The sequence below is a fragment of the Pseudomonas sp. M1 genome (assembly GCF_022760135.1).
GTDB lineage: Bacteria > Pseudomonadota > Gammaproteobacteria > Pseudomonadales > Pseudomonadaceae > Pseudomonas > Pseudomonas citronellolis.
In genome coordinates this window covers 2,891,709-2,907,160 of sequence record NZ_CP094343.1, presented here as the reverse complement: position 1 = coordinate 2,907,160, position 15,452 = coordinate 2,891,709, and the positions used below count along the sequence as shown (strand labels likewise).

16 protein-coding genes and 2 pseudogenes are annotated in these 15,452 nt (G+C 68.6%); 3 read left to right on the top strand and 15 right to left on the bottom strand.

Features of this window, described 5'->3' with window-relative positions; translation table 11 throughout:
* Window positions 1-249: 249 nt before the first annotated feature.
* A complete protein-coding gene (locus PM1_RS13140) occupies window positions 250-993 on the top strand; it encodes a class I SAM-dependent methyltransferase (RefSeq protein ID WP_009622698.1) in 744 nt (247 codons plus the stop codon).
* Window positions 994-1,073: 80 nt separating this feature from the next.
* On the opposite strand, the pseudogene PM1_RS13135 reads toward PM1_RS13140, so the two are convergent.
* Window positions 1,074-1,202: pseudogene (locus tag PM1_RS13135) on the bottom strand (helix-turn-helix domain-containing protein); the annotation flags it as partial.
* A 7-nt stretch (window positions 1,203-1,209) separates the two neighbouring features.
* Between PM1_RS13135 and PM1_RS13130 the strand changes: the two are divergent.
* Window positions 1,210-1,479, top strand: a pseudogene (locus PM1_RS13130) (acetoin dehydrogenase dihydrolipoyllysine-residue acetyltransferase subunit); the annotation flags it as partial.
* A gap of 677 nt (window positions 1,480-2,156) precedes the next feature.
* On the opposite strand, the gene PM1_RS13125 reads toward PM1_RS13130, so the two are convergent.
* The 14 genes from PM1_RS13125 to flgB all read right to left on the bottom strand — a co-directional run bounded on the left by PM1_RS13125 (window position 2,157) and on the right by flgB (window position 14,086).
* Window positions 2,157-2,867, bottom strand: a complete 711-nt coding sequence (locus PM1_RS13125) for a 2OG-Fe(II) oxygenase (protein ID WP_009622722.1) — start codon at window positions 2,865-2,867, stop codon at window positions 2,157-2,159.
* Window positions 2,868-3,275: 408 nt separating this feature from the next.
* Window positions 3,276-3,605 (bottom strand): hypothetical protein, encoded by a 330-nt coding sequence (locus tag PM1_RS13120; protein WP_009622724.1) that lies wholly within the window; start codon window positions 3,603-3,605, stop codon window positions 3,276-3,278.
* A 115-nt stretch (window positions 3,606-3,720) separates the two neighbouring features.
* On the bottom strand, window positions 3,721-4,755 hold the full coding sequence (locus PM1_RS13115) for a hypothetical protein (RefSeq protein ID WP_009622726.1): 1,035 nt from the start codon (window positions 4,753-4,755) through the stop codon (window positions 3,721-3,723).
* A gap of 13 nt (window positions 4,756-4,768) precedes the next feature.
* Window positions 4,769-5,683 (bottom strand): flagellar hook-associated protein FlgL, encoded by a 915-nt coding sequence (gene flgL / locus PM1_RS13110; RefSeq protein WP_009622728.1) that lies wholly within the window; start codon window positions 5,681-5,683, stop codon window positions 4,769-4,771.
* Window positions 5,684-5,715: 32 nt separating this feature from the next.
* Window positions 5,716-7,083: a flagellar hook-associated protein FlgK gene (flgK, locus tag PM1_RS13105; protein ID WP_009622731.1), complete on the bottom strand. Its 1,368-nt coding sequence runs from the start codon at window positions 7,081-7,083 to the stop codon at window positions 5,716-5,718.
* Window positions 7,080-8,045 (bottom strand): lytic transglycosylase domain-containing protein, encoded by a 966-nt coding sequence (locus PM1_RS13100; protein ID WP_009622733.1) that lies wholly within the window; start codon window positions 8,043-8,045, stop codon window positions 7,080-7,082. Before PM1_RS13100 ends, flgK begins: the two co-directional genes overlap by 4 nt.
* Window positions 8,046-8,054: 9 nt before the next feature.
* Window positions 8,055-9,158 carry a flagellar basal body P-ring protein FlgI gene (locus tag PM1_RS13095; RefSeq protein WP_009622735.1) on the bottom strand — a complete coding sequence of 368 codons (1,104 nt, stop codon included), beginning with the start codon at window positions 9,156-9,158 and terminating at the stop codon, window positions 8,055-8,057.
* Between the two features lie 13 nt (window positions 9,159-9,171).
* A complete protein-coding gene (gene flgH, locus PM1_RS13090) occupies window positions 9,172-9,834 on the bottom strand; it encodes a flagellar basal body L-ring protein FlgH (RefSeq protein WP_024128717.1) in 663 nt (220 codons plus the stop codon).
* Window positions 9,835-9,839: 5 nt separating this feature from the next.
* Window positions 9,840-10,625 (bottom strand): flagellar basal-body rod protein FlgG, encoded by a 786-nt coding sequence (flgG, locus tag PM1_RS13085; RefSeq protein WP_009622739.1) that lies wholly within the window; start codon window positions 10,623-10,625, stop codon window positions 9,840-9,842.
* Between the two features lie 53 nt (window positions 10,626-10,678).
* A complete protein-coding gene (locus PM1_RS13080; protein WP_009622741.1) occupies window positions 10,679-11,404 on the bottom strand; it encodes a flagellar basal body rod protein FlgF in 726 nt (241 codons plus the stop codon).
* Between the two features lie 9 nt (window positions 11,405-11,413).
* Window positions 11,414-12,601 (bottom strand): flagellar hook protein FlgE, encoded by a 1,188-nt coding sequence (gene flgE / locus PM1_RS13075; protein WP_009622743.1) that lies wholly within the window; start codon window positions 12,599-12,601, stop codon window positions 11,414-11,416.
* Window positions 12,602-12,621: 20 nt separating this feature from the next.
* Window positions 12,622-13,287 (bottom strand): flagellar hook capping FlgD N-terminal domain-containing protein, encoded by a 666-nt coding sequence (locus PM1_RS13070; protein ID WP_009622745.1) that lies wholly within the window; start codon window positions 13,285-13,287, stop codon window positions 12,622-12,624.
* Window positions 13,284-13,715 (bottom strand): flagellar basal body rod protein FlgC, encoded by a 432-nt coding sequence (gene flgC, locus PM1_RS13065; RefSeq protein ID WP_009622747.1) that lies wholly within the window; start codon window positions 13,713-13,715, stop codon window positions 13,284-13,286. The genes PM1_RS13070 and flgC overlap by 4 nt, the downstream gene beginning before the upstream one ends.
* A 2-nt stretch (window positions 13,716-13,717) precedes the next feature.
* Window positions 13,718-14,086 (bottom strand): flagellar basal body rod protein FlgB, encoded by a 369-nt coding sequence (flgB, locus tag PM1_RS13060; protein WP_009622749.1) that lies wholly within the window; start codon window positions 14,084-14,086, stop codon window positions 13,718-13,720.
* Window positions 14,087-14,305: 219 nt separating this feature from the next.
* Here flgB and flgA point away from each other — a divergent pair, with 219 nt between their 5' ends.
* Window positions 14,306-14,974, top strand: a complete 669-nt coding sequence (gene flgA, locus PM1_RS13055; protein ID WP_009622751.1) for a flagellar basal body P-ring formation chaperone FlgA — start codon at window positions 14,306-14,308, stop codon at window positions 14,972-14,974.
* Window positions 14,975-15,452 lie beyond the last annotated feature (478 nt).

The window sequence follows — 15,452 nt, the reverse complement described above, 5'->3', positions numbered from 1 at the left end:
TTATGCCCGCTGCGCCGAGGTGCTTTTCGTAGGATGGGTTGAGCTTGCGAAACCCATGTGGCCGTGGCGATGGGTATCGCTTCGCTCAACCCATCCTACGACAGCATATCTCCTGCACCTGTAGGAGCGAGCTTGCTCGCGAACGGAGTTTCCCGGTTGTGCCGGAGCATCGAGCTGACTCCGCCCCTTGAGCCCCTCCCACCCCCACCGGCAAGATAGTCCCCCGCCCGCCGCCCCCGGAGCTCCCCCATGACCGACACCCGCCAGCTGTTCAGCCAGCAGGCCGACGCCTACCGCACCGGTCGCCCGACCTACGATCCGGCGTTCTTCGCCTGGCTGGCGCAGGTGGCGCCCTCCACCGCCCTGGCCTGGGATTGCGGCTGCGGCTCGGGCCAGGCCAGCCTCGACCTGGCCCGGCACTTCCAGCAGGTGGTGGCCACCGACATCAACGCCAAGCAGCTGGAACAGGCCCCCCGCGAGGCCAACATCGATTACCGCTGCGAACCGGCGGAAAGCACCTCGCTGCAGCCGGCCAGCGTCGACCTCACCCTGGTGGCCCAGGCCCTGCACTGGTTCGACGTCGAGCGCTTCTATGCCGAGGTGCGCCGCGTGTCGCGCCCCGGCGCGCTGCTGGCGGTGGTCTCCTACAACCTGCTGAACATCGACGAGCGCCTGGACGCGCTGATCCGCCACCTCTACCACGACCTGGTCGGCCCCTACTGGGCGCCGGAACGCAAGCATGTGGAGACCGGCTACGAAACCATCCCCTTCCCCTTCGAGCGCGTGGAGACGCCACCCTTCGCCCTGGAGGCGCAGTGGAGTTTCCAGCGCCTGGTCGACTACCTGTACAGCTGGTCGGCGGTGGCCAGCTACCGCCAGGCCACCGGCCAGGACCCGGTCGAGGCGCTGCGCGGGGAGTTGCAGGCGGCCTGGGGCGAGGTGGAAACGCGCCAGGTGAGCTGGCCGCTGACCATCAGGCTGGGCAGGGTATAAGGCGCAGGCTTCCCGTAGGGGGAGCCTGCCGGGCCATGGTTTCCGCCGTGCGAAGAGCAGGCGGGTTCGCGTTTCGCCCGAGGCATCTCGATGCCGTGCTGCTTCACCCGGCGGTACAGCGTTGCCCGCGAGATGCCCAGGGCCTGGGCCGCGGGGCCCGGCTGCCAGCGGTGGCGCACCAGGGCGTCGAGCAGGGCCTGGCGCTCGGGGCTGGCCAATGCCCTCAAGCCGCAGTTGGTACAGCTGTTCTCCGACGCCGCGCTGGTGAACCGGCAGATGCTGGAAGACATGCTCAAGTACAAGCGCCTGGAAGGCGTGGACACGGCGCTGGTGATCCGGGGCGAGGCCGACGCCATCATCCCGGCCAGCCACGCCCAGGGCCTGAGCGCCGAAGTCCACGTGCTGCCGGAACAGGCGCACATGCTGCAGATGGAGGCGGCGGAAGCGGTGAATGCGCTGCTGATGGATTTCCTCGGGCGTCACTGAAAACAGGAGCCTCTGACCTTGGGCCGCGGATGGCGGCCCGGCCCTGGCGCCAGGCTGGGGCTTTTTTTGGGGGTGCCCAGATGGGGTTTTGGGTGTTTGCTGCAGGCCCGCAACCCTCACCCCAGCCCTCTCCCAGAGGGAGAGGGGGCCGTTCGTGCCGAGAAAGAACTTGGTGTCAGCCGGCAACTCGGTACAAGCCGGCTAACGCGGAAATATCAGCGCACTCCAAAGCGCCGAGGCTGCCGGCTAACGCCATAACATCAAACCCTGCCCAACGGTCCCCTCTCCCTTCAGGGAGAGGGTTAGGGAGAGGGGCTCTTAAGCAGGCTCAGTCCCTGCCGATGCTGGAGCCGTGCCTCATTGAGGTTTCAGCTCAGGTTGGTTTTTTTGTGTGGGGTGCCCAGGTAGGGATGTGGTGGTCAAATAATTTCGGACTTGGGTGCTTGCCGCAAATCCGCAACCCTCTCCCCAGCCCTCTCCCTGAAGGGAGAGGGGGCTTGTCCGTGCCGAGAAAGGATTTGGTGTCAGCCCGCAATCTCTGTGCTAGCCGGCTAACTCGGAAATATCAGCGCACTCCAAACCGCCGAGGCTGCCGGCTAACGCCATAACATCAAACCCTGCCCAACAGCCCCCTCTCCCTCTGGGAGAGGGCTGGGGTGAGGGTTGCAGACTCCCCCTCAAAGCGCATCGTGAAAGATGACACCCAATGTAAACCGCTCCCCCCACAACAACCGGCTGACCCCATGGCGCATGCTCACCCGATAGTCCCCACGCGCGCCCCGCACCGGCCGCTGCGAAACGGCGAACACCACGGCATCCCCCTGCCGCAGCGGCACCACCTCCACCCGCGACTGCATGCGCGGGCGCTGTTCGGTGAGGACGAACTCGCCGCCGCCGAACTCCTCGCCCGGCTGCGACAGCAGGATGGCGACCTGCAGCGGGAAGGCCAGTTCGCCGTACAGGTCCTGGTGCAGGCAGTTGTAGTCTCCCTCGCCGTAGCGCAGCAGCAATGGCGTGGGGCGCAGTTGGCCGGCGGCGTGGCAGCGTTCGAGGAATTCGGCGTGCCGCGGCGGGTATTCCGGCGCCAGGCCCAGGCGGCGTTGCCAGGCGTTGGCGATGTTCGCCAGGGGCGGATAGAAGGCCTCGCGCAGCGTCTGCAGCGGCGCCGGCAAGGGATAGGCGAAGTAGCGGTACTCGCCCAGGCCGAAACCGTGGCGGGCCATGACCACCCGGCTGCGGAAGGATTCGTCGCGGGCGTACAGGGCGCGCAGCCATTGGCATTGGCGCCGGTCGAGCAGCCTGGGGACCAGGGCGTGGCCGCCGGCGTCCAGGCGCGCGGCCAGCGCTGGCCAGTCCAGGGCGGCGATGCGCTCGGCGAGTGGGGTCATGGGCGGGCTCCGCGGGGCGATGCCGCCAGTCTAGGCGAGCGGCCAGCCGCCCTGCGCCCCGATGCCGACTTTCAAACCCGGGGGTTCGCGAGCAAGCTCGCTCCTACAGTCGCAGGAGGAATGCCCTCGTAGGATGGGTTGAGCGCAGCGATACCCATCACCATGGCCCGATGGGTTTCGGCTCAACCCATCCTACGAAGAGCGCCTCGGCGCGCGGGGCAAGACAGTCGCTCCTGCAGGGGCATGGCGCAGGTGGGGGCGGCGTAGGATCTCATCCGCGATCCGCGCCGGAACGTCCGGCCATCGCGGACAAGGTCCGCTCCTACCCTACGGACGGGCACGGCCTCTCGCAGGATGGCGTTGAGCGAAGCGATACCCATCCTGCGAAAAGCGCCTCGGTGCGGCCGCTCAGTCGTCGTCGCCGGGGTGGTCCGCCAGGCCTTCCAGCTCAGCGCGCGCCACGGCGCGTTCATCAAGTTTGCGGCGGGCCGCTTCGGGCAGGTCGGTGTAGCGGATCACCCCGCGCTCGACCAGCACGTTGACCACGTCTTCCAGCACACGAATCACTTCCAGGTCGGACTGGCGCAGCAGGTCCAGCCGGCTGCGCACCTCGGTGCGCGCATCCAGCCATTGCCGAAGCTCGTCGCTCTGGTAGGCCAGCGTGTCGTTCATGCCTTCGAAGGGCTGGCTTTCCACTCTCAACAGATTTCCTTGCCCATCGCGTTGTACGTAAACCATGCGGGTCGACCTAACCGTCATTGTCAAGGGGTACGAACGGAGCCTTCCTGTCCGTCGTCTGCGAACTGGGACCGTCGATCGGCCCCAGGGTTCGGCGCAGCTTAACAAGGTCGGCTCAAGAAAGCAGGCTGACCACCGCGAAACGGCTCAGGTTGGCCTGGGCCACCACGGTCTGGGTCACCGCCGCGTAACTGGAGCCGCTGTCGCGCACCAGGTTGAACACCGACGCCGCGTAGTCCTGCGCCCATTGCTGCTCGTCGCGGTTGGCCTGGCGGGCGAGGAACTCGCGGATCTCGCCCTGGCGCTGGCGCAGCTGGTCGCGCAGGGTGCCGATGCGGTCCAGCGCGTCTATCACCTGGTCGAGCATGTGGCGCAGTTCGCGCTGGTCGCTGCCGGCCAGGCTCTGCGGCAGGTCCAGCAGGCGCTGCTCGCGGGTGCGGGCGGGGCTGGCGCGGTCCTTGGCGAAGCGCTTGCCCTCCCCCTGCACGTTGAGCTGGCCGCCCTGCTTGCGCCAGTCGGCCTCGGCCATGGAGAAGCTCAGCTGGCCGTCGGCGTCGAGTTCTGCGCGGATGCCGCTGGATGCCAGGCCGATGTTGAAACTGCGCAGCAACTGCTGGTCACTCATGGCGTCGTCCAGCACCACCACCCCGGGTTCGCCCTGGGCGCGGCCGGTCTGGAACAGCAGGGTCTCGCGGCCACCTGCGCGGGCCTCGTCCGGGGTGGCCAGGCCGTCGATGGCGAAGCGGGTGCGCGCCGCTTCGTGCAGGTGCAGGTCGAGGTTGGCGTCCAGCCCGCCGGCGCTGCGTTCGCGGCGTTGCGCCAGCAGCTCGGCGGCCTGCTGCAGCGGCTGCTCCAGCTGCTTGCGGTTGCCGCCCTGGCCGCTGCCCAGCTCGCGGCCCAGGCTGAGCTTGAGCTGGTTGAGGCGGTCGGCCAGCTCGCCCAGGTAGCCCTCGGCGCTCTGCATGGCGCTGAGCTGCTGGTTGAGCTGGATGCTGAAGCCGGCGGCCTTGCCCACGCTGCGTTCGCCGGCGCTGGCCGCACTGCGCGCCGGCTTGCGCTGGCGCAGGGTGCGTTCGCCCAGTGCCGCCGGCGCCTGGCGCGGCTGGCCGTCGATGGCGGCGACCGCCGGGAACGGGTTCTCGACCTTCATCGCGCCAGGGTCCTCAGAGCAGGCTGAACAGCGACAGGCCGTTGACCGTCAGGTAGGTCTTCTGCGTCGCCTGCAGGGCCAGCTTGTAGTTGCCCAGGTCGATGCTGGCCTTGCCGTAGTCCAGCGCCGAGAGGTCGCCCTCGACCTTCTGGTTGACCAGGGAGCTGTCCTGGTTGCTGTTGTCCAGCAGGGTCAGGGTGTTCTGCCGCCCGCCCAGGTCGGTGATGGCCGACAGCACCCTGCCGTGGCTGTCGTCCAGCAGGTCGATGGTGGCCTCGATGCTCTGCTGCACGGCCGGGTCGCTGCTGTCCAGGGCCGGGTCCTGCAGCTTGGCCACCAGGGCATGGAGGCCGTTGAGCAGGTCCATGCCGTTGCCGAACAGCGGGCGGATGGCGACGTTCTCGTCGACCATCACGCCGTTGGCCACCACCGCCTGGCGCGTCTTGTCGTTGCCGGTGGCGCTGTAGGTGCCGCTGGCCTCGTCGTAGGTCACCGCCGGCTGGTCGGTGAGGGTGCCGGAGAACAGGTAGCGGCCCTCCTCGTCCTTGACGTTGAGGTAGCTGACCAGGGTCTTCTCCAGGTTCGACAGCTCGCCGGCCATGGCGCCGAGCTGCTCGTTGGCGTTGGAGCCGTTGGCCGCCCACAGCAGCAGGTCGCGGATGTCCAGCAGGGTGTCGGAGGTGGACTGCAGGTTGGTTTCCTGGATCGACAGGTTGCCCGAGACCCCGGCGATGTTGCTGCCGTACTGGGCCAGGCTGGCCTCCGAGCGCTGGATGCGCAGGATGCGCACCGCGGCGATGGGGTCGTCCGAGGGGTGCTGGATGCGGTTGCTGCTGGACATCTGCTGCATCAGCTGCGACATCTTCTCGGTGTTGCGGCTCATCGAGTCCAGGAGGATGGCGGTGCTCTGCGAATTGGTGATGCGCATGGGGCGTCTCGTCGGGTGGCGGGCTACGGCGTTCAGAAGGCCGCGAGCATGCTGTCGAACAGGTCCTTGGCGGTGCTGATGACCTTCATGTTGGCCTGGTACGCCTGCTGATAGGTCATCAGGTTGACCGCCTCCTCGTCCAGGTTCACCGCGCTGACGCTGTCGCGCTGGTTCTGTGCCTGCTGCGTCACGGTCTTGGCGGTGTCCAGGTCGGCCTGGTTCTGCCGGCTGTCGCTGGCCACCCGGCCGATCAGCCCGGCGTAGGCGTCGTTGAGCGTCACCTGGTTGCCGTCGACGCTGATGACCTGGCTCTTCAGGTCGATCAGCTTCAGCAGGTTGCCGTTGTTGCCCTTCTCCCCGGCGCTGTCGGACAGCGCCAGTTCGGTGGGTTGCAGGCCGGTGAGGCTGAGCAGCTTGGCGGTGCTGCCGGGGTTGGCCTGCAGCAGCGCCTGGCCGGGGTTGCCGTTGAGGTCGTAGCCGCCGGCCAGGGTGGAGTTGACCAGGTCGGCGACCTGGGTGGCCATCTGCGCCAGGCTGTCGAGGTTCGGCCGCAGGGTCTGGTATTCGGTGTCGTACAGCGCGCCCATGGCGCCGCCCAGGTCCTGCTGGTGGATGGCGAACTGGGTGCCGGCGAAGGCCAGGCTGACGTCCTGCTCGCCGCTGCTGGTCAGGCTGACCTTCAGCTGCGCGGCGGAGGCGCCGGCCACCAGCGGCTGGCCGTTGGCCAGGGACACCGAGACCGAGCCGTCGGCGGCGGCGCTGGTGCGGATGCTGCTGTACTGGCTGAGCTGGGTGATCAGCGCGTCGCGCTGGTCCTGCAGGGCCGAGGGGTCGGCGGCGGCGGACTGCGCGGCGACGATCTTCTTGTTCAGCAGGGCGATGTTGCCGGTCAGGCCGTTGATCTCGCCGACCATGGTGCCGCGCTGTTCCTGCAGGGACTTGAGCTGGGTGTCGAGGTTGCCGGAGAGGGTGTTGAAGCGCTGCGCCAGGTTGCCGGCCTCGGCGATGATCTGCTGGCGCAGGGCGGTGGAGTCCGGGGTGGCGCTGGCCTCGCTGAGGGCGGCGAAGAAGTTGTCGAGGCCGACGCTGATGCTGGCGCCGTCGCTGGACATCAGGTCCTCCAGCGACCCCAGGTACTGCTGGGCGTTGCTGTAGTAGTTCTGCGCGGTGGTGGCGCGCCACAGCTGCTGGTTGAGGAAGTCGTCGGACATGCGCCGGATGCCGGTCACCTTCACCCCGCCGCCGGGGCTGAGCGAGCCCTGGCCGCCGAGGGAGCTGGTGAGCACCGACAGGCGGCTGAACCCCGGGGTGTTGACGTTGGAGGTGTTCTGCCCGGTGATCGACAGGCCGATCTCCGAGGCGCGCACGCCGCTGTAGGCGATCTGCGTCAAATTGCTCACGACTGCTTCCCTTTGGGCTGAAGGCGGATCGGTTGGGCGAAGGCGGCGGACAATGCCTGGTGTTGCCTGCCCTGCTGCTGATAGGCGACCGGTTCGGCCGCCGGCTTAAGCGGCGCCGGCGCTGCGGCCTGGCCGCGGCGATCGAGGTCGTCGAGGATGCCGCGGGTGTAGCGGCGGGTTTCCTCGAAGGGGATGCGTTCGATCCAGGCCTCGCCGCTGATCTCGCCGCGGCGCGGGTCGCCGTTGCTCTTCAGCCACTCGTCCACCCGGCCGGGGCCGGCGTTGTAGGCGGCCAGGGCCAGGGCGCGGTGGCCGTCGTAGCGCTGCAGCATCTCGTCGAGGTAGGCGCTGCCGAGTTGGCGGTTGTAGGCGCCGTCCTGGGTCAGGCGCTGCGGGTCGAACTCCAGGCCCAGCTTGGCGGCCATTTCCCGCGCGGTGTCGGGCATCAGCTGCATCAGGCCGCGGGCGCCCTTGGGCGAGACGGCGGCGACGTCGCCGGCGGATTCGTGGTCGATCAGGCTGTCCACCAGTTCGCCGAAGGCCGCGCTGCCGCGTTGCCAGAGCCGCCCGGCGGCCTGCACGCCACGCTGCCAGTCGGCCGCCACGGCCTGCTGCAGGCTGCGCGGCAGGCCCAGCTGGTCGCCGCCGGCCAGCGCCTCGCCGCGGCTGTCGGAGTCGTGGCCGGAAAGCTGGCGCACCAGCAGCGCGGCGATGCCGGTCTGCTTGCGCTCGGCCAGGTTGTCGGCGAGCACGCCGTCGTAGAAGTCGCGCATGGTGTCCAGGTCGCGGCTGCGGCCGATGCCGCCGGCCGAGAGCACGTCGCCGGCCTTGCGCATCTGCTTGAGGATCTGCTGCAGGAACAGCGCCTCGAACTGCTCGGCGGCCGCCTCCAGGCGCGCCTGGGGGTTGCCGTCCTGGCCGCGCGCGGCGTTCAGCGCGGTGGGGAGTGAAACGATGCTCATGCGCGCGCCCTAGATGATGATGAGTTCGGCGTTCAGCGCGCCGGCCTTCTCCAGCGCCTGGAGAATGCTCATGACGTCGTCCGGGGTGGCGCCGAGGCTGTTCACGGTGTCGATGATGCCCTGCAGGCTGGCGCCCTCGGGCCAGCGGAACATCGGCTTCTTGTCCTGGGCGACGTTGACGTCGGACTGCGGCGTGACCGTGGTGCGGCCGCCGGAGAACGGCGCCGGCTGGCTGACCTGGGGGTTCTCGCTGATGGTCACGGTGAGGCTGCCGTGGGACACCGCGGCGGCCTTCACCCGCACGCCCTGGCCGATGACCACGGTGCCGGTGCGGCTGTTGAACACCACCTTGGGCCGTTCTCGGCCTTCCTGCACCTCCACGCCTTCGAGCAGGGCCATGAAGCTGGTGCGCTGGTTGGCCGAGACCGGCGCGCGCACGCTGACCTTGGTGCCGTCCAGGGCCTGGGCGCTGCCGGCGCCGAGCAGGTTGTCCAGCGCGGTGACGATGTGCGCGGCGGTCTGGAAGCTGGGCTGGCGCAGGTTGAGCATGATGTCCGGGCGGCTGGCGAAGTCGCTGGGGATCATCCGTTCGATGGTCGCGCCGTTGGGGATGCGCCCGCCGTTGGCGGTGTTGATGGTCACGCTGGAGCCGCTCTGGCCGCTGGCGTTGAGGCCGCCCACGGCCACCGCGCCCTGGGCCAGGGCATAGGTTTCGCCGTCGATGCCGCGCAGCGGCGTGAGCAGCAGCTGGCCGCCGCGCAGGCTCTTGGCGTCGCCCAGCGAGGACACGGTGACGTCCACCGTCTGCCCGGGGCTGTACGAGGGCGGCACTTCGGCGGTGATGCTCACCGCGGCGACGTTCTTCAGCTTGGGGTCGATGTTGGCCGGCAGGTTGACGCCGAACTGCTTGATCATGTTCACCACCGACTGGCTGGTGAACTTCACCTGGGTCTTGTCGCCGGTGCCGTCGAGGCCGACCACCAGGCCGTAGCCGATCAGCTGGTTGCCGCGGATGCCTTCCACGTCCACCAGTTCCAGCAGCGGCACGGCGTGACTCGCCAGGGGCCAGCAGAACAGCGTCAGCGGCAGCAGGTACTTCAGGATGGCTCGCATGACCGGCAGCGCCTCACAGCGGGAACAGAGGATGGGTGAAGAAGCGCGTCAGCCAGCCGGCCGAGTTGCTGTCGTTGAGCACGCCGCGCCCGGCGTAGGAGATGTTGGCGTTGGCGACGTTCTGCGAGGACACCTGGTTGTTGCGGTTGATGTCCTCCACCCGCACCAGGCCGGTGAGGCGGATGAACTCCGAGCCCTGGTTCAGGCGCAGATTCTTCTCGCCGCGGACCACCAGGGTGCCGTTGGGCAGCACCTGGTGCACGGTCACCGCGATGGCGCCGCGCAGGGAGTTCTGCTGCTCGCTCTTGGCGTCGCCCTTGAAGTCCCGCGAGCTGTCCGCCGAGCTTTCCAGGCGGTCGTAGCTGTGGCCGAGGATGGTGGGGATGCCAATGCCCAGGCTGGAACTCTTGTCGAAGCTGGTGCCGGCGCTCTTGCTCGACTGCGTCTGCTCCTCCAGCACCACGGTGAGCACGTCGCCCACGCGCAGGGCGCGCTGGTCCTGCACCAGGCCGCCGTAGTAGCCGGGGCGGTACAGCCCACCGCCGGTGGTGGGCGGCAGGCTGTAGTCGAGGGTCGGCGGCTGGTAGGCGCTGGAGTCCTCGTCCGGGAGCATTTCGTTGAAGCTCGCGCAACCGCCCAATAGCAGCAGGGCGAGCAGCGTCGGCAGGCGGCTCATGGCGGTCATACGGTCTGGTTGAGGAACTGCTGCATGCCGGAGGCGGCGTCCAGCACCTTGGCGTTGGCCTCGTAGGCGCGCTGGATGGCGATCATGTTGACCATGGCCTCCACCACCTGCACGTTGGAGCCTTCCAGCACGCCCTGCTTGAGGGTGCCCAGGCCGTCTTCGCCGGGCACGCCTTCCACCGGCTGGCCGCTGGCCACGGTCTCGCGGTAGAGGTTGCCACCCAGGGCCTCCAGGCCCGCCGGGTTGGTGAAGTTGACCAGGGTGATCTGGCCCAGCTGGGTCGGCTGCGTCTCGCCGGCCATGATGGCGGTGACGGTGCCGTCGCTGCCCACGGTGAAGCTGCTGCTGCCGGCCGGCACCTCGATGTTGGGGATCAGCGGCAGGCCCTGGGCGTTGACCACCACGCCGTCGGAGTTGAGCTGCAGCTGGCCGTTCTCGGTGTACAGGGTGTCGCCGTTGGGCGCCTCCACCTGGAAGAAGCCGCGGCCGACCACGGCCAGGTCCATCGGCTGGCCGGTGGTCTGCATGCTGCCTTCGGTGAACACCTTCTGCGTGCCGGCCACGCGCACGCCGCTGCCCAACTGGATGCCCGAGGGCACGGTGTTGACCTGGTCGGCCTGGGCGCCGGGCTGGCGGTCGATGGAATAGAACAGGTCCTCGAAGACCACCCGGTCGCTCTTGAAGCCGGTGGTGTTGACGTTGGCCAGGTTGTTGGCCACCGCCGACAGCGCGGTGTCCTGCGCGGCCAGGCCGGTCTTGCTCACCCACAGTGCCGAACTCATGCGGTATCTCCTTCGCGGGCCGCGCGCGGCGCGGCCGGGTTGTACGGGGCGCGTCAGTCGCGCAGCAGGCGGTCGCCGGCGGACGCCATGTCCTCGGCGGCCTTCATCATCTTCACCTGGGTCTCGAACATGCGGTTCAGGCTCATGGTCGCGGTGAGCTGGTCGATCGACGACACGTTGCTCGCCTCCAGGTAGCCGCTGACCAGGCGCACGTTGTCGGCGGCCTCGGCCGGCTGGCCGTCCTTGCGCACCAGCAGGCCGGCGGCGTTCTTCTGCAGCTCGGCGGCCGGGGCGTCGACCAGCTTGATGCGGTCCACCTCGGTCATCAGGTAGTCGCCGCGGGGCATCACCGAGACGGTGCCGTCCTCGCCGATGTTCACGCTGTCGTACTCGGGCAGGACGATCGGGCCGCCCTCCCCCAGCACCTGGCGGCCGTTGATGGTCAGCCGCCCCTCGCTGTCGACGACCATGCTGCCGTGGCGGGTGTAGGCCTCGCCCTCGCCGTCCCGCAGGGCGATCAGGCCCTGGCCGCGGATGGCGAAGTCGAGGTCGCGGCCGGTCACCGTGAGGGTGCCGGGCGCCATGTCGACGCCGTTGTTCTCCAGGCGCGCCAGGTGCCGGCTGTCGTAGCCGTAGCCGCTCACATCCACGGCGCTAACGCGCTCCATGTCGGCGCGGAAGCCCGGGGTGTTGGCATTGGCCAGGTTGTTGGCGCGCACCTGCAGCGACTGCAGGGTGCGGCTGGCGGCGCTCATCGCGGTATAGGCCAGGCGGTCCATGGGTCAGCCTCAGACGGCGCCGAACAGCGCTTGGGTGAGTTCCTTGTCGGTGGTCAGCACCTTGGTGTTGGCCTGGTAGTTGCGCTGGCCTTCCATCAGGCTCACCAGTTGCGCGGTGAGGTCGACGTTGGAGCCTTCCAGCGCGCCGGCCACCAGGTCGCCGAACTGGCCGCCGCCGGGGGCGCCCACCAGCGGGCCGCCGGAGGCCGAGGTCTCGGTCCAGGCGGTGCCGCTGACCGCGCGCAGGCCCTCGGGGTTGACGAAGCTGGCCAGCACCACCTGGCCCTGCAGCAGGCGCTGGCCGTTGCTGTAGTTGACGTAGACCATGCCGTCCTCGTCGACGGTCAGGCCGGTCTTGTCGCCGGAGGCATAGCCGGAGGCCTTGTTGGTGGTGACGGCGAAGTCGGAGCCGTACTGGGTGGTGCCGGTGTAGTCGACGTTGATCGCCAGGGCGTTCACGCCGCCGGCCAGGCCGCCGACGTTGAGGGTGAAGGGCGCGCTGGGCGAGGTCAGCATGCCGGCGCTGTCGAAGCTCAGCGCCTGGGTGCCCACGGCGTTGCCGTCGGCGTAGTAGTGGCTGGTCCAGGTGTTGTCGCCAGTCTTCACGAAGTACTGCGTCAGGGTGTGTTCCTTGCCCTGGGAGTCATAGACCTTGGTGGTGTAGGTGGAGTTGTAGGTGGAGGCGTCGGCCGGGTCGAAGGCCAGGGCCGGCACTTCGCCGTCGGCGTCGAGGTTGGCGACGAAGTCCAGGCTGTCGGTGGCCTTGGCCGGCAGGCTGGCGGTCTTCACCTGCAGGTCGCCGAGCACGCCGGCCTGCAGGTTGCCGGCGGCGTCCACCGAGTAGCCCTGCAGGCGCTGGCCGGAGGCGTTGACCATGTAGTTGGCGTTGTCGGTGTTGAACACCCCGGCGCGGGTGTACTGGGTCTCGCCGGTGGCGCTCTTGACCATGAAGAAGCCGGCGCCGGAGATGGCCAGGTCGAGGTTGCGGCTGGTGTTGGTGAGGCTGCCGCCGAGGCTGATGCTCTGGGTGCTGCCCAGCACTTCCACGCCCATCGCCTGGCTGTCGGCGTAGACGCTGCCGAACTCTGTGCGCGAGGACTTGAAGCCGACGGTGCCGACGTTGGCGATGTTGTTGCTGACGGTGTCCAGCTGCTCGCTGACGGCGTTCAGCCCGGTCAGGGAAATATTGAAACTCATCGGGGTTCTCCTGGGCGGGATCAGGCAGCCGCGCTGCCGAATTCGACGATGTTGTAGAAGGGCACGGAACCGGCGCCCTCGACTTCCAGTACCGGGCCGCTTTCGCTGACGCGCACGTGGCTGACCTTGCCGCCGACCTCAACCTTGGGATTCTCGCCGCTGCTGGTCTCGACCTCGACGCCGTACTTGCCCGGCGCCAGGCCGAGCTTCTGCGGGTCGACGCTGAAGGCCACGCTGCCGGCCTCCTGCGGGCCGAGGGCGAGCTTGGTCACCTCGCCGGTGGCGGCGCTGGTCAGCTTCAGGGTGGTGCTGGTGGAGGCGTGCTCCAGCTGCACCTGGCCGTCGACCACGGCGTCGTCCAGCTGCAGGCTGTCCACCGAGACCATCACCTTCTGCCCCACCAGACCGGCGGCGGTGAGGTTCTGCAGGTTGTCGGCGAGCACCAGGCTGTTCTTCTGGATGGTGTTGAGGTTCTCCAGGCTCTGCACCTGGGACAGCTGCGAGTACTGGTTGACGAACTGGGTGCTGTCCACCGGGTCGGTCGGGTCCTGGTACTGGATCTGCGCGACCATCAGGGTGATGAAGTTGTTCTGCAGCTGCGACACGTCGGTCAGGTTGACGCCGACGCTGTCACCGCCAGTGCTGCTGCCGCTGGCGGAGTTGGTGCCGTTGACGCTGCTGGTCATGACTGTTCTCCCAGCTTCAGCAGGCCCTGCTGCATGCTGCGTACGCGGTTGAGGACGTCGACGCTGGTCTCGAAGCTGCGGGTGGCCGACATCATGTCGGTCATTTCCTCGATCTCGTTGACGTCCGGGTAGTAGACGTAGCCGTCGCGGTTGGCCAGCGGGTTGTTCGGCTCGTAGCGGCGCTGCGGCTCGGTGCCGGAAGTCACCACGTCCAGCACCTGCACGCGGGCGCCGCCCATGCCGGCGTCGCGCACCAGTTCGTCGTTGCCGTAGACGGCGGCGAACATCGGCTTGCGCGCCTTGTACGCGGCATCGGCGCTGGAGGCGGCGGAGTCGGCGTTGGCCAGGTTGCTGGCCACGGTGTTCAGGCGCACGGTCTGCGCGGTCATCGCGGAACCGGCGATGCGGTAGATGGAGTCCAGTGCCATGCTCAACGTCCTTCGATGGCCTGCTTGAGGCCGCGGAACTTCATGCCGAGGAAGGTCAGGCTGGTCTGGAAGCCCATGGCGTTGCGGGCGAACTCCGACTGCTCCACGCCCTGCTCGACGGTGTTGCCGTCTTCCGACGGCTGGTTGGGGATGCGGTACTTCAGCTGCGCGTCGTCATCGGCGAAGGCCAGGCCGGCGTCCTCGGCCTGCGGGTCGAGGCGGCGCATCTCGCCGGCGAAATCGATATCGCGGGCGAGAAAGCCCGGGGTGTCCTGGTTCGCCAGGTTGGCGGCGAGGATTTCGCTGCGCTGGGTGCGCACCTGCAGCGCACGCACGTGCACGGCGAGGGATTCTTCTACCCGTATGCTCATCGGTGGCTGTCTCCGGCCTGACTCTTGCTGGCGTCCCCTTCAGCAGGAACCGTGCCTAACTTGAGAACAGCGAGCGAAGCCTTGATTTCACTGACCTCCAGCCCACACCGCCAGCCCCCGGTCGCCCCCCGGCTTCCGCTTTCGCGTCGCCTGGCGGGCCGGGGCGGAAAAAGCCTTTCCGCCCTTTTCCTGGTCCTCGCCGCCGGCCTGGCCAGCCCCATGTGCGAGGCCGCCGGCGAAGCCCGCGCGCAGGTCGAACAGGCGGTGAGCGCGCAACTGGATGCGCAACTGCGTGAAGAAGCCCGGCGCAACGGCTGGCAGGGCCTGCGCAGCCAGTTCAGCCACGAACTGCTCGGCAGCCTGCCGCCAGCGCCCTGCAGCCAGCCGCTGCAACTGCAAAGGCGCAGCGACGAACCCTCGGCCCTGGCCCGCCAGCGCTACGAAGTCCGCTGCGCGGACGGCGCCGGCTGGGCGGTGACGGTCAGCAGCCAGGCCGACGTCTTCCTGCCGGTGCTGGTGACCGCCGCCATCATCGACCGCGGCCAGGTCCTGGGCGCCGGCGACCTGAAGCTGCAAGCGCAGAACATCGCACGCGCCCACCACGGCTTCTTCACCCGCCCCGAACAGGTCATCGGCCAGGGCGCGCGCCGCCGCCTGCGCGCCGGCCAGCTGCTCACCCCGCAGGTGCTCAGCGGCGCGCAACTGGTCAAGCGCGGCCAGCAGGTCCGCATCAACGCCAGCCGCGACGGCATCCAGGCCAGCACCCCGGGCCAGGCCCTGGCCAACGGGCAGCAGGGCGAAGTGATCAAGGTGCGCAACCTGAGCAGCGAGAAGGTGATCCAGGCGCGGGTGATCGAGACGGGGGTGGTCAGCAGCACGTTCGAATGAACGAGCGCCGGCCCTGCCGGCGATTCGCGCGCAGGGCGCGCTCCTACAGGGGAATGACACGGGTGGGGCAGCGTAGGAGCGAATCTTATCCGCGAATCGCGCCGATGGTTTCGGCTATCGCGGACAAGGTCCGCTACGGGGGAGGAATACCGTGCCCCCCGGCAATCTGTAGGAGCGGGCCCTGCCCGCGATTCGCGCGCAGGGCGCGCTCCTACAGGGGAATGACACGGGTGGGGCAGCGTAGGCGGATCTTATCCGCGAATCGCGCCGGGACGTCCGGTCATCGCGGACAAGGTCCTACGTCCGTGCGTCCCTGGTGCGGCCGGAGCAGTTGCCTTGTCGATCGCGCCGAGGTGCTCTTCGTAGGAGCGAGCTTGCTCGCGAACAGGTCTGTTGCAGGGCTCATTCGCGAGCAAGCTCGCTCCTACGAAAAGCCGTGCTTCCCTGGAATTGTAGGAGCGGGCCCTGCCCGCGATGC